This window comes from Nitratireductor sp. XY-223, assembly GCF_004959855.1.
Taxonomy (GTDB): Bacteria; Pseudomonadota; Alphaproteobacteria; order Rhizobiales; family Rhizobiaceae; genus Hoeflea_A.
In genome coordinates this window covers 89,345-108,576 of the sequence record NZ_SPNT01000009.1, presented here as the reverse complement: position 1 = coordinate 108,576, position 19,232 = coordinate 89,345, and the positions used below count along the sequence as shown (strand labels likewise).

Here is a 19,232-nt window from a genome sequence, read left to right as displayed (position 1 = left end):
GCAGTTTTTGTCATCCGGCCACTCGCTTTTTTCACCAAGTCCCGATAGACCACACGCCACATAGGATCAACTGCCTCACATGCCAACCGATTTCCTGTTCTATGCGGCCGCGGTGCCCGCCGTTATCCTCGTCGGCCTGTCGAAAGGCGGACTGGGCGGCGCCTTCGCGCTGATGGGCGTTCCGATCATGGCGTTGGTCATACCGCCGGTCCAGGCGGCCGCGATCATGCTGCCGATCATGATCGTCATGGACATGTTCAGCCTCTGGGTCTGGCGCAAGCACTGGGACCCGGCCACGCTCAAGGTCATGCTTCCGGGCGCCGTGATCGGCATTGCCGTCGGCTGGTTGACCGCTTCCTTCGTGTCCGCGGGCCTGATCCGGCTGATGGTCGGCATCATCGCGATCCTCTTCGTTTGCCGTTACGCCTATGACCGGTACCGGACCCACAAGGGAAACCAATCGCCGCCGCAGCCGCAAAACCGCGTGAAGGGCACGTTCTGGGCGACGATTTCCGGGTTTACCAGTTTCGTCACCCATGCGGGCGGGCCGCCCTTCCAGGTCTACACGCTGCCGCTCCGGCTCGATCCGAAGACCTATACCGGCACCAGCACGCGCTATTTTGCCGTCGTCAACGCCATCAAGCTCGTGCCCTATTTCGCCCTCGGCCAGTTCGATGCCAGCAATCTGAAGACATCGGCGCTGCTGTTGCCGCTGGCGCCGCTTGCCACGCTTTCCGGGGCCTGGGTGATCAAGCGCATGCACCCGGAGATATTCTATCCGCTGATGTATCTGATGATCATGGCGACCTCGATCAAGCTTGTTGCCGACGGCATAAATGCGTTAATGGGCTGAGAATCCATTCGGGAGATGAAAATGACAGCGAACCCGTTCGAATCCGGCCTCGACCGCAATCCTGCCAATTTTCAGCCGCTGACGCCGCTGTCGCACCTGGCGCGCGCCGCCAGCGTATATCCCGACCACACCGCCATCATTCACGGTGCGCTCAGGATGGATTACCGCACCTTCTATGCCCGCGCCCGGCAGCTCGCGTCCAGCCTCGCCGGTCGCGGAATCGGCAAGGGGGACACGGTTTCGGTCATGCTGTCGAACACGCCGGCGATGCTCGAGGCGCATCACGGTGTGCCGATGACCGGAGCCGTCCTGCATTCGCTCAACACGCGCCTGGATGCCGCCATCATCGCCTTCCAGCTCGACCACGCCGACAGCAAGATCCTCATCGTCGACCGCGAGTTTTCCGCGGTCACGAAACAGGCGCTGGAAATCGCCAACGTATCGCCCCTCGTGATCGACTACGACGACCCGAATTTCGGCACCGACACGCCGTTCCCGAAGGGCGATCCCATCGGCACCGAAGACTATGAAGCATTCCTGACGGCGGGCGATCCGGAATTCGACTGGCACCGACCGGACGATGAATGGGATTCGATTTCGCTCAATTACACATCCGGCACGACCGGCAATCCGAAGGGCGTCGTCTATCACCACCGCGGCGCGGCGCTCATGGGATACGCCAACGTCATTGCATCGGGAATGGGGAGGCACCCGGTGTATCTTTGGACCCTGCCGATGTTTCACTGCAACGGCTGGTGTTTTCCGTGGACGCTCGGGGTCGTTGCCGGCACCCATGTGTGCCTGCGGTGGGTACGGGCCGGCGCCATGTATGACGCCATAGCGGATCACGGCGTCACGCACCTGTGCGGCGCGCCGATCGTCATGGCGACGCTGCTGAATGCGCCGGACGACGAAAAACGCGGTTTCGACCAGGCGGTGTCCTTCAACACGGCCGCTGCGCCGCCGCCGGAATCGGTCCTGGCGCAGATGGCGGAGGCCGGATTCGAGGTGGTCCATCTTTACGGCCTGACGGAAACCTACGGCCCCGCCGTCGTCAATGAATGGCACAGCGCCTGGGACGACCTCGACCCGCAGAGCCGGGTCGCGATGAAGGCGCGTCAGGGCGTGCGCTACACGGCTCTTGAAGGGCTTTCCGTCCGCAATCCCGAAACGATGGAGCCTGTGCCCGCCGACGGCGAGACGATCGGTGAGGTCATGTTCCAGGGCAACATCGTCATGAAGGGTTATCTGAAGAACGAGAAGGCGAGCGCCGAGGCCTTCGCCGGCGGCTGGTTCCATTCCGGCGATCTCGGTGTCATGCACCCCGACGGTTACATCCAGCTGAAGGACCGCTCAAAGGACATCATCATTTCCGGCGGAGAGAACATCTCGTCGATCGAGGTGGAGGATGCGCTCTACAAGCACCCGGCTGTGCAGGCCGCCGCGGTGGTGGCGAGACCGGATGACAAATGGGGCGAGACGCCCTGCGCCTTCATCGAGTTGAAACCGGGCCACACGGCCGGTGAAGACGAGATGATCGAGCACTGCCGCACGCTTCTGGCGCGCTTCAAATGCCCGCGCCACGTCGTTTTCCAGGACCTGCCGAAAACATCGACCGGAAAAATCCAGAAATTCGTGCTGCGTGAGCAGGCCAGGAATTCTGAGTGATTGCCTTTTGTTTGGTGGGGATTTGGAGCTGCCCGGTACGCGGTTAATCCGCCGCGGCAGCTCCTTTTCCATTAGTGCGTGTCCCGTTTGCGCAATTGCTTGGGCGCGTCAGCCGGCTGGCTCAGTTGAGCTCCATGTTGCTGGCATTTGACATTTCCACACGCAATCGTTCGATTTCGTCCTTCACACGTAGTTTGCGCCGCTTGATTTCGCTGATTATCGTGTCGTCGGATGAGGGGTGACTAAGGGCTGAATGGAGTTCCTCTTCCAGAGCGCCGTGTTTTTTTTCCAGCGTTTCAAGACGAGCTTGGATTGCCATCAAACAACTCCTTTTCTTTGCCTGTAGCGCCGCCAACGGGGGCGGCGGCTAAAGATTGTGCCACTAAAATATGGGGCTTGTCGAAGATATTTTTCAAGTTGGTGGATAACTTTGTGATGTTTCCTGTTTTGCGACCCTCCACAAAGTGGTAGAGCATGCCTCAGGTCCCTTGTGAGGCCCGGCCTTGGGTGCCGGAGATTCATGCTGACAACGAGGAGATGGCATGTCGGATCAGGAACAGGCTGAACTGCGCCTAAAGGCCGCACGCTTGCGCCAGGAGCACGAAGATTACGACGCCGCGATCAACGCAATGATAAAGGTTGGCTGCGACGCCCTTCAGATACAGCGCATGAAAAAGAAGAAACTTGCGATCAAGGACAAAATCGCCAAGGTCGAGGACCAGATCATCCCCGATATCATTGCCTGAAGGGGGAATTCGGCCATGACCACACCTCCGCCGGTCGCCATCATCATGGGCAGCCAGTCCGACTGGCCGACGATGAAACACGCCGCCGACACGCTTTCCGAACTGGACATTGCCTACGACGCGTTGATCATTTCGGCGCACCGTACCCCGGACCGCATGGTCGAATTCGCAAAGGGCGCGCGTGACAAGGGCTACAAGACGATCATCGCCGGGGCCGGCGGCGCGGCGCATCTGCCGGGGATGACGGCGTCCCTGACGCCCCTGCCCGTTTTCGGCGTTCCGGTGCGTTCGAAAGCGCTTTCGGGACAGGACAGCCTGCTTTCGATCGTTCAGATGCCGGCCGGAATTCCGGTCGGAACGCTGGCGATCGGTGAATCGGGAGCCGTCAATGCGGCGCTTTTGGCGGCGGCTGTTCTCGCCCTTTCGGACGCCGGGGTCGCGGATCGGCTGGACGAATGGCGATCGGGCCGTTCGCAGGCTGTTGCATTCGAGCCAAAGGACGAGGCCTGAACATGTCCCATCGCACCGTCGGGATCGTCGGCGGCGGGCAGCTGGGGCGCATGCTCGCCATGGCCGCTGCCCGTCTCGGTCTGCACACCATCATTCTCGAGCCGCAGGAAAAATGCCCGGCGGCACAGGTCGCGGGCAGCCAGATAACCGCCGAATATGACGACAGCGACGCGCTCGACACGCTTGCGGTCCTCAGCGACGTGATCACATACGAGTTCGAGAACGTGCCGGTGGCATCGGCCGAGAAACTGGCACAAAGGAAACCGGTTTTTCCGCCGCCCGCAGCACTCGAGATTTCGCAGGACCGGTTGACCGAAAAGACGTTCCTGCGGGAATGCGGCATCCGGACCGCCGAATTCATCGCCGTTGACAGCCAGCAGGAGATCGATGAAGCGCTTGCAAAGCTCGACGGGCGCGGTGTTTTGAAGACCCGGCGCCTTGGCTATGACGGCAAGGGCCAGCGTGTGTTCGACGGACCCGGCACCGTGACCGCGGGTGCCTACGATGATCTCGGCACCGTGCCGCTGATCCTTGAGGGCCTGGTGCCGTTCGTTGCAGAGATCTCCGTGATCGCCGCAAGGTCGCCGGACGGGACCATCGTCAGCTACGATCCCAGCCGCAATCAACATGAGGATGGGATCCTGCGCCGTTCCACCGTTCCCGCGGGAATTACGCAATCGACGCACGATTCGGCACGGGACGCCGCGGCGTCGGTGCTTGAACGGCTCGACTACGTCGGTGTCGTCGGTATCGAGTTCTTCGTGCTCGAGGATGGCGGTGTCCTGGCCAACGAGTTCGCGCCGCGTGTCCACAATTCAGGGCACTGGACCGAGGCCGCGTGTGCGGTTTCGCAGTTCGAACAGCACATCAGGGCGATATGCGGCCTACCGCTGGCCGCCTGCGACCGGCACAGCGACTGCGAGATGGACAACCTGATCGGCGACGAAATTGATCGCATCGGCGCCTATCTGGAACAGCCCGACACGGTGGTCCATGTCTACGGCAAGGCGGAGACCCGGCCGGGCCGCAAGATGGGACACGTCACCCGCCTGATGCGGCGGTAAACACGATGTCCGCCGGTTGACAGGATTTCGCGTTGCGGGTAAACGCATGCGCAAGCAATCGAGCGCGTCGAAAGGCGCGCTCTTGGTTATTTAACAGCTCGAAGGTTTGTCCAGCCAGACGGGCGCTGGCCAAGGGTCCGGAACAATGAAGATCAAGAATTCGCTCAAAGCGCTTAAGACACGCCACCGCGAGAACCGCCTGGTGCGCCGCAAGGGCCGTGTCTACGTCATCAACAAGCAGAATCCCCGTTTCAAGGCACGGCAGGGCTGACCGGTCCTCGGGGCCGTTGTTTCAACAGCTCACCAAAATTTGCCTTTGACCATCGGCGCGTGCGTCATATCTTTATGGCATGCGCCGATTTCGTTTTACCTACGCACTGACAGGCTTTCTGGCCGCCGCAATGTTCGCCATTGCGGGACCGGCTCTCGCCCAGGACACCACGGCCGACGCCGAAGAGGCGAAGCCGGCGGTCATCAAGTCGAAATCCGAGCGACTTGACGCCTATTTCATCGAGCTCAAACGCGAACCGGAACCGGCATCCGCGCGGCGCATTGCCGACCGCATATGGGCGGAGTGGCGGACTTCCGACAGCGCCACCGCCAACCAGCTGATGGAATGGGCCAACGAGGCCATTCGCGACAAACGCTATTTCACGGCCCTTGATCTTCTCGATCAGGTCACGGTGCTCATGCCCGGCTACGCGGAGGGCTGGAACCGCCGGGCGACCCTGCACTACATGATGGACAACCATGCCAAGTCGATGGCCGATATCAACATCGTCCTGCAGCTCGAGCCGCGCCATTTCGGCGCGCTGATGGGAATGGCTTCCATCCTGTCGGCGGCGGGCAGCGACGAGGCCGCCCTCGGCACCTATCTCAAGGTACTTGAAGTTTACCCGGCAATGCGCGAGGCTCAGGAACGGGTCGGCGAGTTGTCCGAAGAACTGGCCGGCGACGAGATCTAGTATTCGTTGTGTAACAGGGCTCCGGGTTGGCCGCCGTGACAGTTTTCATCCTGATAACCCTCGCGGCAGCCATCGTCTGTCTGGTTGCCTTTTCCTGGCTGCAAAGCCGGCGCATCGAAAGGCTCTATCCGCCAATCGGTGAATTCGTCGATGTGGGCGGCTACCGCCTCCATGTCGTGCATGTGCCGGCCGAAGGCACGGCCGATCTTCCGGCTATCGTTTTCCTGCACGGCGCCAGCGGCAATCTGCGCGACCAGGTCTCCGCCTTCCGCGACGGTCTCGAGGGCCGCGCCGAACTGCTGTTCGTCGACCGTCCCGGCCACGGCTGGTCGGAAAGGGGTGGTCCGCAAAACGCCTTTCCCGACGGTCAGGCGCGCGCGGTTGCCGATCTGATGGACCGGAAGGGCATTTCGAAGGCCCTGATCGTGGGACATTCCTTCGGCGGCATCATCGCCGCGAACCTGGCGCTGGAACGGCCGCACAAGGTGTCCGGCCTCCTGTTCCTTGCAACGGTCTCACATCCGTGGCCGGGCGGCATCGACTGGCACTACCATGTGGCGACGGCGCCTGTCGTCGGCCGCCTTGCCACCTGGCTCCTGGCCATGCCGGCCGGGCTCCTGCGCATTGAACGGGCCGCCCGCTGCGTCTTCAGTCCCAATCGCTACCCGCCCGACTACCTGGCGCGTTCGGCGACGGCGTTGGTCCTGCGGCCGTGGACATTCCGCCACAACGCGCATGACGTCGCAAACCTCTACGACCACATTGTCTCGGTTTCGCCGCGCTACGCGGAAATCGACAAGCCGACGATCATCGTCACCGGAGACAGCGACTTCGTCGTCTCGCCGGAAATCCACTCCTCCGCCCTCTCGGGGGCGATCGCCGGATCGGAACTGGTCCGCATAAGGGGTGTCGGTCACAAACCGGACTACGTGGCCACCGACCTGTGCATCGCCGCGATGGAGAAACTCGGCGGCCTGGAGACCGATCTGGCCGCCATGGCGCGCCGCCTCGAGCAATTGCTCGCATCCGATACGGAAATGTCCAACCCGCCGCCGGCCAGCCGCCGGCGTTCCTCTGCCGCCGATCAGATACCGGTCATGCCGTCGGACCCGATATAGGCTATCCGCAGCATGTTGGTGGCGCCCGGCGTTCCGAGCGGCACGCCGGCTGAGATGATGATCCGGTCGCCCGGTTTGCCGAACTCTTCCCTGAAGGTGATGCGGCAGGCGCGGTCCACCATATCGTCGAGATCGCGCGCGTCCTCGGTAACCACGCAGTGCAGCCCCCAGACAACCGCCAGGCGTCGCGCCGTCTCGATGACCGGCGAGAGCGCGATGATCGGCACCTGCGGACGCTCGCGCGAGGCGCGCATGCCGGTGGTGCCGGAAGAGGTGTAGCAGACGATGGCCGAGAGCTTCAGCGTTTCGGCGATCTGCCGAGCGGCAAGCGAAATCGCGTCCGCGCCGGTGGCCTCGGGCTCCGAGCGCTGCGCGTGGATGATACCGGTATAATTGGGATCGCGTTCGACCTTGCGGGCAATGGCCGCCATCGTTGTGACCGCTTCGATCGGATACTCGCCGGCCGCCGACTCCGCCGACAGCATGACCGCGTCCGCGCCCTCGAAAACGGCGGTCGCCACGTCCGAGACTTCCGCCCTGGTCGGCACCGGGGCCGAAATCATCGATTCCAGCATCTGCGTTGCGACCACGACCGGCTTGCCGGCCCTGCGGCACGCGCGGATCAGCTGTTTCTGCAATCCCGGAACGGATTCGATCGGCATCTCGACGCCGAGGTCGCCGCGGGCGACCATCAAAGCGTCAGACAATTCGATGATCTCGTCGATGCGCTCGATCGCCTGGGGTTTCTCGATCTTGGCCATGAGCCCGACGCGCGAGCGCGCCACCTTTCGCACATCCGCAAGGTCTTCGGGCCGCTGGATGAAGGACAGCGCAACCCAGTCGACGTCGTCAGTCGCCAGAACCGCATCCAGGTCGCGGCGATCCTTGTCGGTCAGTGCCCCGACACCGAGTGTCGTATCGGGAAGGCTGACACCCTTGCGGTCGGAGATTTTCGTTCCCGATACGACCTTGCAGACGATGGTGTCGCCGTCACTGGTCTCGGCCTTGAGCTGCAGGCGGCCGTCGTCGATCAGCAGGCGGTGGCCCGGCTCGACCGCCGCGAAGATCTCGGGATGCGGCAGATGGACCCGCATGGCAGTGCCGGGACTTTCGTCCTTGTCCAATGTGAACGTCTGGCCGGGCAGCAGTTCCACCGCCCCATCGGCGAACTTGCCGACACGCAGCTTCGGGCCCTGAAGATCGGCCAGGATGCCGATCGGCCGGCCGCAGCGCTTCTCGACCGTGCGGATGCGCTCGATAAGCGTTCGCATCAGGTCGTGGCTGGAGTGGCTCATGTTGATCCGGAATAGGTCTGCGCCAGCTTCATGCAGTTTCTGGATCATGTCCTCCTCAGAGGAGGCCGGACCCAAGGTCGCAAGTATTTTCACTTTGCGCAAACGCTTCATTAATTCTCTTCCCCGTTCTCCGACGTATCGGAAAGCTGTACCATCCAACTCGATTGTTGACCGGTATCATATTCTTTGAAGCCCATGCGTAAAAAACCGCGTGTGAAGCAATTTTTCACATCCACGATCTTAAATTCGTCTTCCGCCACACACATATCGACGCTTCCGCCCCACCGGCCGCCCCGCGCCGCGTCCTCTGCGTAGAGGTAGTAGAACCGCGATGCCAGCGGCCCCTCGATCAGCGTTGCGCACGAGGTCGCCGAGATCTGCCACCATCCCTCGGATATCCATCCCTCGTCGCTGCGGTAGCCGATGGCGACGCCCACCAGGTTCTGCGTTCCGTTGCACACGCGAAAATCCGCGCGCGCTTCCGGTGCCGACCAGAGGCAGCCCAGAAACACCAACCCGCCCAAGACGCCCCGCCAGCAAGAATTGCCTTGACCATCCATTGCTTGCCCAAATTCCCTGCTTGAAGTACGGCATTATGTTCCGTGCCGCATCGTCATTCAATATGTCAAAAAAACGTCGCATAGCCTAAATTAATCGTCTCCCGACGATCCGGACCGGATGGATAATTCTGCCTATCAGCGCTATGTGAGAGCTTTGTAAACGGCGACCATCGGAGCAAGAGATGACGCAACTGACCCAGCAACAGCGCACCGAATTCGAAGCTGCGGCCTTCCGCACCCTGGTCGAGCATCTGCGCCAGCGCACGGACGTCCAGAATATCGATCTGATGAATCTCGGCGGCTTCTGCCGCAACTGCCTGTCCAACTGGTATCAGCAGGCCGCAAACGAGGCCGGTGTCGACCTGTCCAAATCCGAAGCCCGGGAAATCGTCTACGGCATGCCCTATGACGATTGGAAGGATCGCTTCCAGACCGAGGCGAGCGAGGAGCAGAAGGCGGCCTTTGCCCGTTCACACCCCGACCACTAGGGCGTTCCTGTCGCTGTCCACACACACCGCAAAACAATTTCGCCGAACCACTTGACGACGGGCCGAACAGCGGGCACCTGTCCGCCTCGTTGAATTCAGTTCAGGAGTCGCCCATGTCCGAAGCCCATGGAGTAGCCAGAGATCAGTTGCGCGCTTTTGTCGAGCGGATCGAAAGGCTGGAAGAGGAAAAGAAAACCGTCGCCGACGACATCAAGGAAGTCTATGGCGAGGCGAAGTCCATGGGGTTCGATACCAAGATCCTGCGCAAGGTCATCTCGATCCGCAAACAGGATCAGAACGAGCGGATGGAACAGGAAGCCGTTCTTGACACCTATCTGCATGCACTGGGCATGGCCGAGGCGCCGCCGGACGCTTAGACTCCGGCTCTTTCGCAGTGACGCGAGCTACTGGTTGCGGACGTCAAATCGGGCGACCGTCAGGAAATTGACGGCACGGCCGGTGAATGTTTCCGCGCTTGCCACCCGGTTCTGCGTGGAAAAGCCGTCGACATGCACGGTCTCCGGTGCGGAGCGCATGTAGCTGGAAACGAATTCCGGTGCTCGAACCGGCGTATCCATCGTTGCCACGCGATGCGACGAGAAGGCATTGCCGGAAATCATGTTCGTGGCAAGAACCGGAGCGGCGCGAACCGAGCGCCTGCGGTCTTCAGCCGCGTCGCGTGCATTGGGACGGCGCCGCTTGGCACGTGACGCTTCAGGCAGCGGTGCGAAGACATCCACGCGGCCCGGCGTGTTCTGGAGCCCGCCGGAGGGTGGCGCCAGCGCCACTTGTACCGGCGGCAGGGCAACCATCTCCTGGCCGCGCGAGGATCCGAACGGCGACGGCCGGGGAACCGGAATTCCCGCTGTCGTCTCGTTGGAAGGCCGGCCGGTCGTGTTGTTGTCGAAAACAACCGCGATCGCCTGGGCTTCCGGAGAGCCGTATTCAGGGCGCTGCCCCGGACGCGGCACATAGGCAAGCTGCGGCACACGGCTGTCCTGCGTCAGCGGGGTGTTTTGTCCGACACCGAGATTCTCACGCTTGAGCTGAGCGGAGGCGGTTCCGGTCATGACCGGGTCGGCAAGCATCGATCCGAGCGCATCGCCACTCGCGGGCCGCGATGCGAGTGACGCCACATGAACGGCGGTGTTCCGTCCGGTCTTCACGCCCGGTATGTCTTTCGACGGCCGCGGAGGCGCCAGTGCGACCAGCACCGGCCTTTCGCCAGCCTGTCCCGGAACATTGAGCGGCACGGCTCCGTTTTCGGAAGTCGCTTCCTGCGGCAGGCGCGGTCTGAATGCCGCTGTAACGGACTCCGGACTCAGCTCCTCGCGTGCCGATGCGAGCGCGATCTGCACGCCCTCGTCGGAGGGCGGCGTCGGCCGCAGCCGCGGTGTCGGAACGATGGAAAGATCCGGCTCGAGGGAATCTTCTTCCGTCTCGACCCCATCCGCCTCGACTCCGGGCAGCTCGGCCTCCGAGGTTGGTGCCGAGGCGAGCACCGTCTGCGGCGCGGCCTCGTTTTCCTTTTGCCTGCCCCTGCCGAGCAAACCGGCCAGCAGGTTGCCGCCACCATCATCATTGGTGGAAGGTGCGGGTTTTTTCCGCTTGCCGGCAACCTGGATGCTGGTCGCGCTGACCCGGCTCTTGTAATCGGCAAGCGCCTGGTTGTAGCCCGGGAGCGGCTTGCCGTCCTTGGGAAGGTGCAGGGTTCCGCCGTTCGGGAAGATGCGGCTCAGCTCCTTGCGGTTCATGCGCGGCCACGAGCGGACGCTACCCACGTCAAGATGCACGAAGGGCGAACCGGACTTCGGATAATACCCCACGCCGCCGACCTGGAACTGCATGCCGATACGGCGCACTTTCTTGATCGAAACGTCGGGGATGTAGAAATCGATGGCCTTGCCTTGAATGTGGCGGCTGTTCTTGGCGACGTTGCGCGAACGTTTGCGCAGCATTGCGTTGGTTTTCGGCGAACGGTAGGCGGAGACGACGTGGATATGCTGCTTCGAGCCGCTGGCCCGATAGACCTCCCACAACAGGTCGAACAGCCGCGGATCCATCTTGGTGGATTCCTTTTGCCGCCAGTCGCGCAGGAACCGGTTGAGTTTCTTCAGGCCGCCGGGGACGTAGCGCCCGTTCTTCTTGAAGGTGATCGTCGCCCGTTCCTTGGTGTGGACGAAATAGAGTTTCAGCGAGCGGGTTTCAGCCTGCGCCGGCGCGGCGATGAGCACGAACGCGAACGCCACGAGCGCAGCCGTTATCACCCGGCTGCGTCCATCGACCGCTTCGGCAATTTTTTGAGACCGTCTCAGCAAGTTCCCAAAAATCTCAAACGTCCCCACCAAGTCCCTCGATAATTCTGCCTAACTTCGTCCCGGTCAACCGTATCATATTGGTTTTCCGACGAAACCAGGCACAATTCGCCGTCAGGGCAGGCCTGTACGACAATTGCGGTAAGAGCAAGGCAAAGTACTCACACTCCGTTTCAAATGACATTTATAGTGAACAAAGTTCTAACAAGGTGTGAATTTAACCAGTTTTCTTAATCTCGAATCGTGTCAGAGTATGATTGATCGTGAACGCATTTCGCCCATCCGCTCACCTGCCGCCCCCAGGGGCACCCGCCTGGAGAACTGAAACTCGGGCCCGCTTGAGGGACCGAGGCAAGACCCGTGAGGCCCCGAATGCCCCAGAAACCGCCGTTTTCGTCCATTTCTGCTGAACCGTGCCTGGCGGCAGCGGAACCTGCCGCGGCCAACGATGCGCTCGGTCGGTTGCCGGAATGGGACCTGTCGGATCTTTATCCGGCTATGGACGCACCGCAGCTCGAGGCCGACCTGCAAAAGGCATCCGACGACAGCATCGCCTTCGAAAAACGCTGGAAGGGCGGCCTGGAAGCCGCAGCCCGCACCGACGGCGAAGAGGGGCTTGGTGCGGCGCTGCGTCAATTTGAGGCGCTTGAGGAGCTGATGGGCCGCATCGTCTCCTACGCCGGTCTGACCTATTTTTCCGACACCACCGACCCGGCGCGCGCCAAGTTCTACGGCGACATCCAGTCGAAGATCACCGATGTCGGCAGCCGGCTATTGTTTTTTCCGCTGGAGATCAATCGCATCGACGACGGCATCGTCGACAAAGCCGTCGAAAAGGACCTGGACGCCGCCCACTATCGGCCATGGCTCGTCGACCTGCGAAAGGACAAGCCGTTTCAGCTCGAAGACCGCATCGAGCAGCTCTTCCTGGAAAAATCCGTCACCGGGCACGGCGCCTGGAACCGGCTTTTCGATGAAACGATGGCGGCTCTGCGGTTTGACGTCGACGGCGAGGTGCTGACGCTTGAGCCGACGCTCAACAAACTGCAGTCGCCCGAGCGCGGGGAAAGGCGCAATGCGGCGGCAGCGCTTTCAAAGACGTTCGAGGAAAACATCCGCACCTTCACGCTGATCACCAACACGCTGGCCAAGGACAAGGAGATCTCCGACCGCTGGCGTGGCTTCAAGGACATCGCCGACAGCCGCCACCTTGCCAACCGGGTTGAACGCGAAGTGGTCGACGCGCTGTCCGACGCCGTATCGCAGGCCTATCCGCGCCTGTCGCACCGCTACTACGCCATGAAGGCCAGATGGCTGGATATGGATGTCATGGACTATTGGGACCGCAACGCGCCGCTTCCCGAAACACCGCAGACCCTGATCAGCTGGGACGCCGCCCGCGAGACGGTATTGAGCGCCTATGGCGATTTCGACCCGCGCATGGCCGATATCGCGAGCCGCTTCTTCAACCGCAACTGGATCGACGCGCCGGTGCGGGCCGGCAAGACCCCCGGAGCATTCTCCCACCCGACCGTGCCGTCGGCCCATCCCTATGTCCTGCTCAACTATCTGGGCAAGCCCCGCGATGTGATGACGCTGGCTCACGAGCTTGGGCATGGCGTCCACCAGGTGCTCGCCGGCGAACAGGGCGCATTGATGGCGCCGACCCCGCTGACGCTTGCCGAGACCGCCTCCGTGTTCGGCGAGATGCTGACCTTCAGGACGCTGCTCGACGGGATTGACGATCCCCGCGAGCGCAAGGCGATGCTCGCCCAGAAGGTCGAGGACATGATCAACACGGTCGTGCGCCAGATCGCCTTCTACCAGTTCGAGCGCAAGGTCCACACGGCGCGGCGCGAAGGCGAGCTGACGTCGGAGCAGATCGGCGAGTTGTGGATTTCCGTGCAGAGCGAGAGCCTCGGACCCGCGATCCGCATTTCAGAGGGCTATGAGACTTTCTGGGCCTATATTCCCCACTTCATCCATTCGCCGTTCTACGTCTACGCCTATGCCTTCGGCGACTGCCTGGTGAACTCGCTCTATGCCGTCTATCAGAACGCGGAGGATGGCTTCCAGGAGCGTTATTTTGACATGCTGCGCGCCGGCGGCACCAAGCATCACTCGGAACTTCTGGCACCGTTTGGCCTCGACGCCGGTGATCCCTCCTTCTGGAGCAGAGGCCTGTCGATGATCGAGGGGCTGATCGACGAACTGGAGGCGCTGGACGCCTAGAGCAGGACGAAGCGCCTGCACTGACCCGATTGCGGCATGCGGCGTGTCAGGCGGGACATTGCCTTGCGCCCGGTTGCGCTATACAGCTTGCCCGGGCAGCGGTTGCGTGAAGCGCCATCGACAGTCCGCGGCGCCGCAGGGAAAAGTCCTCTAGAGCGATGCACGACCATTTCATCCTGTTCCGGAACGATTTCACCGGGGAGAACCTGTTTTTCTCGGATGCGCTGTACATGGTTACGGCCTGGACCATGGATGAGGTGGAACCGGCGCTGGCCGAGTTGCAGGATGCCCGGCAAAGGGGTCTCTGGTCGGCCGGCTTCATCTCCTATGAGGCCGGCTTCGCGCTTGACCCGGCGCTAAGGGAGCGGCTTGCCCCACGGATGGGCCAGCGCTCCTGCCCGCTCCTTTGTTTCGGCGTCTTTCCGGCGCCCCACCCTCCGCAGACGGCGCGCGAACTGCTCGAACGCGGCGACAATGCAACCGTTCTGTCGCGCGCGCGGCCCCGTTGGAATTTCGACCGCTACCGGGCCCGTTTCGACCGCCTGCGCGCCCATTTGCATGCCGGCGACTGTTTCCAGGCCAACCTGACATTCGAGATCACGGCACGCTACGAATCCGGATCGGTGCCACTATTCAATACGCTACGCGCCCGGCAGGCGGTCGCCCACGGCGCCCTGGTCCGGCTGGAAGGGCCGGAAATCGTCTCCCGCTCGCCGGAGCTCTTCTTCCGCGTCGGCAGGGACGGCTGGATCGAGAGCAAGCCGATGAAGGGCACCGCCCCGCGCGGCCGCACACGCGAGGAAGACCGGCGCTTCAGGCGGCAGCTCGAAAGCGATCCGAAATGCCGCAGCGAGAACCTCATGATCGTCGATCTTCTGCGCAACGACCTTTCCAGGGTCTGCGCCGCCGGCAGCGTCGAGGTGCCCCAGCTCTACCATGTCGAGAGCTTCGCAACGGTTCACCAGATGGTCAGCCGGGTGCGCGGCAAGCTGCACCCGGACACAAAGGTCGCGGACATATTCCGCGCCATCTTTCCCTGCGGATCGATCACCGGCGCGCCGAAGATCCGCGCCATGGAAATCATCCACGCGCTCGAGGACACCGACCGCGGTGCCTATTGCGGCTCGATCGGCTGGATCGCGCCCGGCGGCCCGATGGAATTCAACGTGGCGATCCGCACGATCAGCCTCCACCCGGACGGCGAGGCGGTGTTCAATGTCGGCGGCGGCATCATCTTCGATTCCGACGCCCGCTCCGAATATGAGGAGTGCCTGGTCAAGGCGCGCTATGCATTGAGCGAGGCGGCCCTGCCGGTGGGGATGACAACGTGACGGGGCTGGGTGCACCGGGGCTGATCGAGACCATGCGCCTGCGCGAGGATGGCACGATCGACCGGCTGCCGCTGCATCTTGACCGCCTCGAACGGTCGGCCGCTGCCTTGGGGGTTCCCTATGACCGGCACAAGGTAGCGGCAGCGGTCGACGATTTGCGGCCCCGGGGACAGGACCAGCGGATTCGCCTCGAACTGGCGCCGGACGGCGGCCTCGGCATCGAGACCCGCCCTTGCCCGCCGGCCGATCCCTGCACGCCCTGGAGGATTGCCGTTGCCGAAACCCGCCTGCAGTCGACCGACGGACTCTTGCGCCACAAGACCACGTGCCGCAACACCTATCTGCGCGCCAGGCAGGAATTTCCGGCCGGCGAAATCGACGAAGTGCTTCTGTGCAACGAAAGGGGCGAGCTGTGCGAGGGCACAATCACCAGCCTGTTCCTGCAGATGCCGGATACCGAAGCGCTGAGGACACCCGACCTCTCCTGCGGATTGCTGCGCGGTGTCCTTCGCCAGGAACTTCTGGACACGGGCAAGGCATGTGAAGCGGTCCTGACACCGGCCGATCTTCGCTCTGCCGCCCAAATCTTTGTCGGCAATTCGCTTCGCGGCCTGATTCCGGCAGCGTTGCCGTGAACACCAAATAGTGTGCCCCGCGGTTTTGCCGCTTCCATCGCCGGCACGTTTGTGCTTAGAGCGTCGGCAAATTCCGGGCGCAGCAACAATATTCTCGAAAGGAAGCAAAAATGGCGGATGCCGACTATCCCGTATACGGCAAAATCGACGGCCCGATCGTCATGATCGGCTTCGGCTCCATCGGGCGCGGGACGCTGCCGCTGATCGAGCGCCATTTCGACTATGACAGGAGCCGCATGGTGGTGGTCGATCCGCGCGACGACGACGCGGCTCTGCTGCGCGAGCACGGGGTTCGTTTCGTGCAGGAGGCCCTGACACCGGGCAATTATCGCGATCTACTCGGCCGGTTGTTGACAGAGGGCGAGGGCCAGGGCTTTTGCGTCAACCTGTCGGTCGACACCTCGTCGCTCGATCTGATGAAGTTCTGCCGCGAGATAGGCGTTCCCTATATCGACACCGTGGTCGAGCCGTGGCTGGGATTCTACTTCGACGACACGCTCGATAACGCCGCGCGCACCAATTACGCGCTGCGCGAGACGGTGCGCCGGGAAAAACTGGCCAATCCCGGTGGCACCACGGCGGTGTCCTGCTGCGGCGCCAATCCGGGCATGGTGTCCTGGTTCGTCAAGCAGGCGCTCGTCAACCTCGCCTCCGACATGGGGATGGATTTCGAGGTTCCCGCCCAGGAAGACCGCCAGGGCTGGGCCGCGCTGATGCACAAGGTCGGCGTCAAGGGCGTGCACATCGCCGAACGCGACACGCAGCGCGCCAAAAAGCCGAAGCCGCTCGACGTCTTCTGGAACACCTGGTCGGCCGAAGGCTTCATCTCCGAAGGCCTGCAGCCGTCTGAACTCGGTTGGGGCACCCACGAGAAATGGAAGCCCGGCAACGCCCACGGCCACCCGCAAGGCTGCCAGTCGGCGATCTATCTGGATCAGCCCGGCGCCAACACGCGCGTGCGCACATGGTGCCCGACACCGGGTCCGCAATACGGCTTCCTGGTCACCCACAACGAGTCCGTTTCCATCGCCGATTTCTTCACGCTGAGGGACGCCGACGGCAACGTCGCGTTCCGGCCGACCTGCCATTATGCCTATCATCCGGCCAATGACGCCGTGCTGTCGCTGCACGAGATGTTCGGCAACGGCGGCAAGCAGCAGCCGGAACTGCACGTGCTGGACGAGCACGAGCTGTTGGACGGGATCGACGAGCTCGGCGTTCTGCTCTACGGCCACAGCAAGAACGCCTACTGGTACGGTTCGCGCCTGTCGGTCGAGGAGACCCGGGAGCTGGCACCCTATCAGAACGCCACCGGCCTGCAGGTCACGTCGGCGGTGCTCGCCGGCATGGTCTGGGCCCTGGAGAACCCGAATGCCGGCATCGTCGAGACCGACGAGATGGATTTCCGCCGCTGCCTCGAGGTCCAGCTGCCCTATCTCGGCCCTGTCGAGGGCCATTATACGGACTGGACGCCGCTGACCGACCGTCCCGGTCTGTTTCCGGAGGATCTCGACGAATCCGATCCGTGGCAGTTCCGCAACGTGCTCGTGCATTAACACCCGTCGGGAATTTCGTCCCAATTCCTTCATGTTGCAGGAATAGGCTGGCCGGTGGTATCAGTGTTACCGACTTGGATCGGACACGAGGGGATATGTCCGAACCGGCGTTCCCGCCACCGGTCCAAACCAGCAACGCGGAGGCGAATATGCGGCAATGGATCAGGCTCGCGGCAATAGCGGCCATGGCGGCAGGACTGGCGGCCTGCCAGTCGGGTTACGGGCCCGGATACGGAGGCGATCCGAATTCGATCGAAGGATTCTGGCTGGACCCCAACGGCATCCAGTCGAGCTTCTCCGCGGGACGGTTTGAGACGAGAACAACCGACACGAACACGCTGCTGGCCACAGGCAAATACACCTATATCAACGCCCGGCTGGTGCAGGTCGATATCCGATCGCTGGTGCGCAACACGAATGCCCGGGTCAATTGCTCGTTGGTATCGCCGACGCGGCTGAACTGCACGTCGAGCAGCGGCGACCAGTTCTCGTTGACACGCCGGTTGGGATAATCATCGGATCCGGTTCGATATCCGGTGCCGTGGCAGGGTCCGGCGGGGCCTGCCGCAGCTTCGGCTGTTTGATGTAACGTAGGAAAGAGTGTGTCGTGACCGCTTATTTTGACAATCTGGAAACACGCGATCCGCAGCAGCGGGAAGAGCAACTGTTCGAGGCTTTGCCGGAGTTCCTCTCCGAGGCTATGAGCAAGGCCGAGGGGCTGCGCGCATGGCTCGGGGATATCGACCCGAAAACCATCACCAACCGCGCGGCACTGGCCACGCTGCCGGTTCTGCGCAAACCCGAACTGATGGAATTGCAGGCCGCCAATCCGCCCTTCGGCGGTCTCGCCGATCCTGATGCCCTGATCGGCAATCATGTCTTCATGTCGCCGGGTCCGGTCTGGGAGCCGCAGGGATTCGGTGCCGATCCGTGGCAGTCGGCGCGCGGCCTGTTCGCCGCCGGCATCCGCTCCGGCGACATCATCCACAACACGTTTTCCTACCATATGACCCCCGGCGCTTTCGTGCTCGATGAGGGTGCACGGGCGCTCGGCTGCCTGGTCTTTCCGGCCGGTGTCGGCAACACCGAGGCCCAGATCGAGGCCGCATCGGCGCTGAGGCCGACCGCCTATACGGGAACGCCCGACTATCTCAAGGTCCTGCTCGACAAGGCCAAGGAAGCTGGCTGCGATATCTCGTCGATCAAGCGGGCCATGGTTTCAGGCGGAGCTTTGTTCCCGTCATTGCGCGAGGAGTACCGCGAGCGCGGCGTCCAGGTGATGCAGTCCTACGCGACCGCCGATGTCGGCATCATCGCCTATGAGAGCGCCGACGAGGACGGAAACCCGCATCCCGGCATGATCCTCAATGAGAACATGATCGTCGAGATCGTCCGCCCCGGAACGGGCGATCCGGTCGATGAAGGCGAGGTTGGCGAGATTGTCGTCACATCGCTCAATCCGGCCTATCCGCTGATCCGTTTCGGAACCGGCGACATGACGGCTGTGCTCGAAGGCCGTTCGCCCTGCGGGCGCACCGGCATCCGCATCAAGGGCTGGATGGGTCGCGCCGACCAGCGTACCAAGGTCAAGGGCATGTTTGTCGATCCGAAGCAGATCGCCGCCCTGGTGCGGCGCCACGACGACGTCGCCCGGGCGCGTCTCATCGTTGCCCGCGACGGCGACCAGGACGCCATGATCCTGCATGTCGAACCCGCCGCCGGCGCCGCGCCCGACCCGCGTGCCCTCGCCGCCACCCTGGCCGACATCACCAAGCTGAAGGGCGAGGTGGTGATTGCGGAGATCGGCAGCCTGCCCAATGACGGCAAGGTGATTTCGGACGAGCGCAACTACGACGCGTAATCCGCAAAAAACGGGTTGCAGCGCGATCCGATTGG

General features: G+C 62.6%; 21 protein-coding genes. 16 read left to right on the top strand and 5 right to left on the bottom strand.

The features are described 5' to 3' along the window. Nucleotides 1-79: 79 nt before the first annotated feature. Together E4M07_RS23615 and E4M07_RS23610 are read left to right on the top strand one after the other, a co-directional pair. The gene (locus tag E4M07_RS23615) at nucleotides 80-853 is read left to right on the top strand and encodes a sulfite exporter TauE/SafE family protein (RefSeq protein WP_136660879.1); all 774 of its coding nucleotides are present in this window, start codon (nucleotides 80-82) and stop codon (nucleotides 851-853) included. 21 nt (nucleotides 854-874) lie between these two features. Beyond that, nucleotides 875-2,521 carry an acyl-CoA synthetase gene (locus E4M07_RS23610; protein WP_136660878.1) on the top strand — a complete coding sequence of 549 codons (1,647 nt, stop codon included), beginning with the start codon at nucleotides 875-877 and terminating at the stop codon, nucleotides 2,519-2,521. Nucleotides 2,522-2,642: 121 nt separating this feature from the next. Here the strand turns inward: E4M07_RS23610 and E4M07_RS23605 are convergent, their stop codons facing one another. After that, nucleotides 2,643-2,840, bottom strand: coding sequence for a DUF465 domain-containing protein (locus E4M07_RS23605; protein WP_136660877.1), 198 nt, complete (start codon nucleotides 2,838-2,840; stop codon nucleotides 2,643-2,645). After that, the gene (locus E4M07_RS23600) at nucleotides 2,818-2,997 is read right to left on the bottom strand and encodes a hypothetical protein (protein WP_136660876.1); all 180 of its coding nucleotides are present in this window, start codon (nucleotides 2,995-2,997) and stop codon (nucleotides 2,818-2,820) included. The genes E4M07_RS23605 and E4M07_RS23600 overlap by 23 nt, the downstream gene beginning before the upstream one ends. 66 nt (nucleotides 2,998-3,063) lie before the next feature. Between E4M07_RS23600 and E4M07_RS23595 the strand changes: the two genes are divergently transcribed. The 6 genes from E4M07_RS23595 to E4M07_RS23570 all read left to right on the top strand — a co-directional run bounded on the left by E4M07_RS23595 (nucleotide 3,064) and on the right by E4M07_RS23570 (nucleotide 6,924). Beyond that, a complete protein-coding gene (locus E4M07_RS23595) occupies nucleotides 3,064-3,267 on the top strand; it encodes a DUF465 domain-containing protein (protein WP_136660875.1) in 204 nt (67 codons plus the stop codon). A 15-nt stretch (nucleotides 3,268-3,282) separates the two neighbouring features. After that, nucleotides 3,283-3,777: a 5-(carboxyamino)imidazole ribonucleotide mutase gene (purE, locus tag E4M07_RS23590; protein WP_136660874.1), complete on the top strand. Its 495-nt coding sequence runs from the start codon at nucleotides 3,283-3,285 to the stop codon at nucleotides 3,775-3,777. A 2-nt stretch (nucleotides 3,778-3,779) separates the two neighbouring features. Beyond that, nucleotides 3,780-4,841, top strand: a complete 1,062-nt coding sequence (locus E4M07_RS23585) for a 5-(carboxyamino)imidazole ribonucleotide synthase (protein WP_136660873.1) — start codon at nucleotides 3,780-3,782, stop codon at nucleotides 4,839-4,841. A 145-nt stretch (nucleotides 4,842-4,986) separates the two neighbouring features. After that, entirely contained in the window at nucleotides 4,987-5,112 is a 126-nt protein-coding gene (gene ykgO, locus E4M07_RS23580) for a type B 50S ribosomal protein L36 (RefSeq protein ID WP_136660872.1), read from the top strand. Nucleotides 5,113-5,242: 130 nt separating this feature from the next. Further along, nucleotides 5,243-5,806 carry a hypothetical protein gene (locus E4M07_RS23575; RefSeq protein ID WP_246660575.1) on the top strand — a complete coding sequence of 188 codons (564 nt, stop codon included), beginning with the start codon at nucleotides 5,243-5,245 and terminating at the stop codon, nucleotides 5,804-5,806. A gap of 35 nt (nucleotides 5,807-5,841) precedes the next feature. Continuing rightward, nucleotides 5,842-6,924, top strand: coding sequence for an alpha/beta hydrolase (locus tag E4M07_RS23570; protein WP_246660574.1), 1,083 nt, complete (start codon nucleotides 5,842-5,844; stop codon nucleotides 6,922-6,924). On the opposite strand, the gene pyk is transcribed toward E4M07_RS23570, so the two are convergent. Continuing rightward, nucleotides 6,891-8,330 (bottom strand): pyruvate kinase, encoded by a 1,440-nt coding sequence (pyk, locus tag E4M07_RS23565; RefSeq protein WP_136660870.1) that lies wholly within the window; start codon nucleotides 8,328-8,330, stop codon nucleotides 6,891-6,893. The genes E4M07_RS23570 and pyk overlap by 34 nt on opposite strands. Next, nucleotides 8,330-8,779, bottom strand: a complete 450-nt coding sequence (locus tag E4M07_RS23560) for a DUF1036 domain-containing protein (RefSeq protein ID WP_136660869.1) — start codon at nucleotides 8,777-8,779, stop codon at nucleotides 8,330-8,332. Before E4M07_RS23560 ends, pyk begins: the two co-directional genes overlap by 1 nt. 182 nt (nucleotides 8,780-8,961) lie before the next feature. On the opposite strand from E4M07_RS23560, the gene E4M07_RS23555 reads away from it, so the two are divergent. Next, nucleotides 8,962-9,267, top strand: coding sequence for a DUF1244 domain-containing protein (locus tag E4M07_RS23555; RefSeq protein ID WP_136660868.1), 306 nt, complete (start codon nucleotides 8,962-8,964; stop codon nucleotides 9,265-9,267). A 113-nt stretch (nucleotides 9,268-9,380) separates the two neighbouring features. Further along, on the top strand, nucleotides 9,381-9,644 hold the full coding sequence (locus E4M07_RS23550) for a DUF2312 domain-containing protein (protein WP_136660867.1): 264 nt from the start codon (nucleotides 9,381-9,383) through the stop codon (nucleotides 9,642-9,644). A 27-nt stretch (nucleotides 9,645-9,671) separates the two neighbouring features. Here E4M07_RS23550 and E4M07_RS23545 read toward each other — a convergent pair whose 3' ends face one another. Continuing rightward, nucleotides 9,672-11,534, bottom strand: a complete 1,863-nt coding sequence (locus E4M07_RS23545) for a DUF882 domain-containing protein (protein ID WP_206057377.1) — start codon at nucleotides 11,532-11,534, stop codon at nucleotides 9,672-9,674. Between the two features lie 420 nt (nucleotides 11,535-11,954). Here E4M07_RS23545 and E4M07_RS23540 point away from each other — a divergent pair, with 420 nt between their 5' ends. From E4M07_RS23540 to E4M07_RS23515, 6 genes are all read left to right on the top strand, one after another. Then, nucleotides 11,955-13,814, top strand: coding sequence for a M3 family oligoendopeptidase (locus tag E4M07_RS23540; protein ID WP_136660865.1), 1,860 nt, complete (start codon nucleotides 11,955-11,957; stop codon nucleotides 13,812-13,814). 158 nt (nucleotides 13,815-13,972) lie between these two features. Further along, entirely contained in the window at nucleotides 13,973-15,145 is a 1,173-nt protein-coding gene (locus E4M07_RS23535; RefSeq protein WP_136660864.1) for an aminodeoxychorismate synthase component I, read from the top strand. Beyond that, entirely contained in the window at nucleotides 15,142-15,780 is a 639-nt protein-coding gene (locus E4M07_RS23530) for an aminotransferase class IV family protein (protein WP_246660573.1), read from the top strand. The genes E4M07_RS23535 and E4M07_RS23530 overlap by 4 nt, the downstream gene beginning before the upstream one ends. A 110-nt stretch (nucleotides 15,781-15,890) precedes the next feature. Next, entirely contained in the window at nucleotides 15,891-17,336 is a 1,446-nt protein-coding gene (locus E4M07_RS23525) for a homospermidine synthase (RefSeq protein ID WP_136660863.1), read from the top strand. A 149-nt stretch (nucleotides 17,337-17,485) separates the two neighbouring features. Continuing rightward, nucleotides 17,486-17,848 carry a hypothetical protein gene (locus E4M07_RS23520; protein ID WP_136660862.1) on the top strand — a complete coding sequence of 121 codons (363 nt, stop codon included), beginning with the start codon at nucleotides 17,486-17,488 and terminating at the stop codon, nucleotides 17,846-17,848. Between the two features lie 95 nt (nucleotides 17,849-17,943). Next, nucleotides 17,944-19,197 (top strand): AMP-binding protein, encoded by a 1,254-nt coding sequence (locus E4M07_RS23515; protein WP_136660861.1) that lies wholly within the window; start codon nucleotides 17,944-17,946, stop codon nucleotides 19,195-19,197. The last annotated feature ends 35 nt before the right edge of the window (nucleotides 19,198-19,232 follow it).

Bases quoted from the DNA above. Each gene is read 5' to 3' on its own strand.
- E4M07_RS23615 (WP_136660879.1), top strand. From the start codon at position 80: ATGCCAACCGATTTCCTGTTCTATGCGGCCGCGGTGCCCGCCGTTATC.
- E4M07_RS23610 (WP_136660878.1), top strand. From the start codon at position 875: ATGACAGCGAACCCGTTCGAATCCGGCCTCGACCGCAATCCTGCCAAT.
- E4M07_RS23605 (WP_136660877.1), bottom strand. From the start codon at position 2,840: ATGGCAATCCAAGCTCGTCTTGAAACGCTGGAAAAAAAACACGGCGCT.
- E4M07_RS23600 (WP_136660876.1), bottom strand. From the start codon at position 2,997: ATGCTCTACCACTTTGTGGAGGGTCGCAAAACAGGAAACATCACAAAG.
- E4M07_RS23595 (WP_136660875.1), top strand. From the start codon at position 3,064: ATGTCGGATCAGGAACAGGCTGAACTGCGCCTAAAGGCCGCACGCTTG.
- purE (WP_136660874.1), top strand. From the start codon at position 3,283: ATGACCACACCTCCGCCGGTCGCCATCATCATGGGCAGCCAGTCCGAC.
- E4M07_RS23585 (WP_136660873.1), top strand. From the start codon at position 3,780: ATGTCCCATCGCACCGTCGGGATCGTCGGCGGCGGGCAGCTGGGGCGC.
- ykgO (WP_136660872.1), top strand. From the start codon at position 4,987: ATGAAGATCAAGAATTCGCTCAAAGCGCTTAAGACACGCCACCGCGAG.
- E4M07_RS23575 (WP_246660575.1), top strand. From the start codon at position 5,243: ATGTTCGCCATTGCGGGACCGGCTCTCGCCCAGGACACCACGGCCGAC.
- pyk (WP_136660870.1), bottom strand. From the start codon at position 8,330: ATGAAGCGTTTGCGCAAAGTGAAAATACTTGCGACCTTGGGTCCGGCC.
- E4M07_RS23560 (WP_136660869.1), bottom strand. From the start codon at position 8,779: ATGGATGGTCAAGGCAATTCTTGCTGGCGGGGCGTCTTGGGCGGGTTG.
- E4M07_RS23555 (WP_136660868.1), top strand. From the start codon at position 8,962: ATGACGCAACTGACCCAGCAACAGCGCACCGAATTCGAAGCTGCGGCC.
- E4M07_RS23550 (WP_136660867.1), top strand. From the start codon at position 9,381: ATGTCCGAAGCCCATGGAGTAGCCAGAGATCAGTTGCGCGCTTTTGTC.
- E4M07_RS23540 (WP_136660865.1), top strand. From the start codon at position 11,955: ATGCCCCAGAAACCGCCGTTTTCGTCCATTTCTGCTGAACCGTGCCTG.
- E4M07_RS23535 (WP_136660864.1), top strand. From the start codon at position 13,973: ATGCACGACCATTTCATCCTGTTCCGGAACGATTTCACCGGGGAGAAC.
- E4M07_RS23525 (WP_136660863.1), top strand. From the start codon at position 15,891: ATGGCGGATGCCGACTATCCCGTATACGGCAAAATCGACGGCCCGATC.
- E4M07_RS23520 (WP_136660862.1), top strand. From the start codon at position 17,486: ATGCGGCAATGGATCAGGCTCGCGGCAATAGCGGCCATGGCGGCAGGA.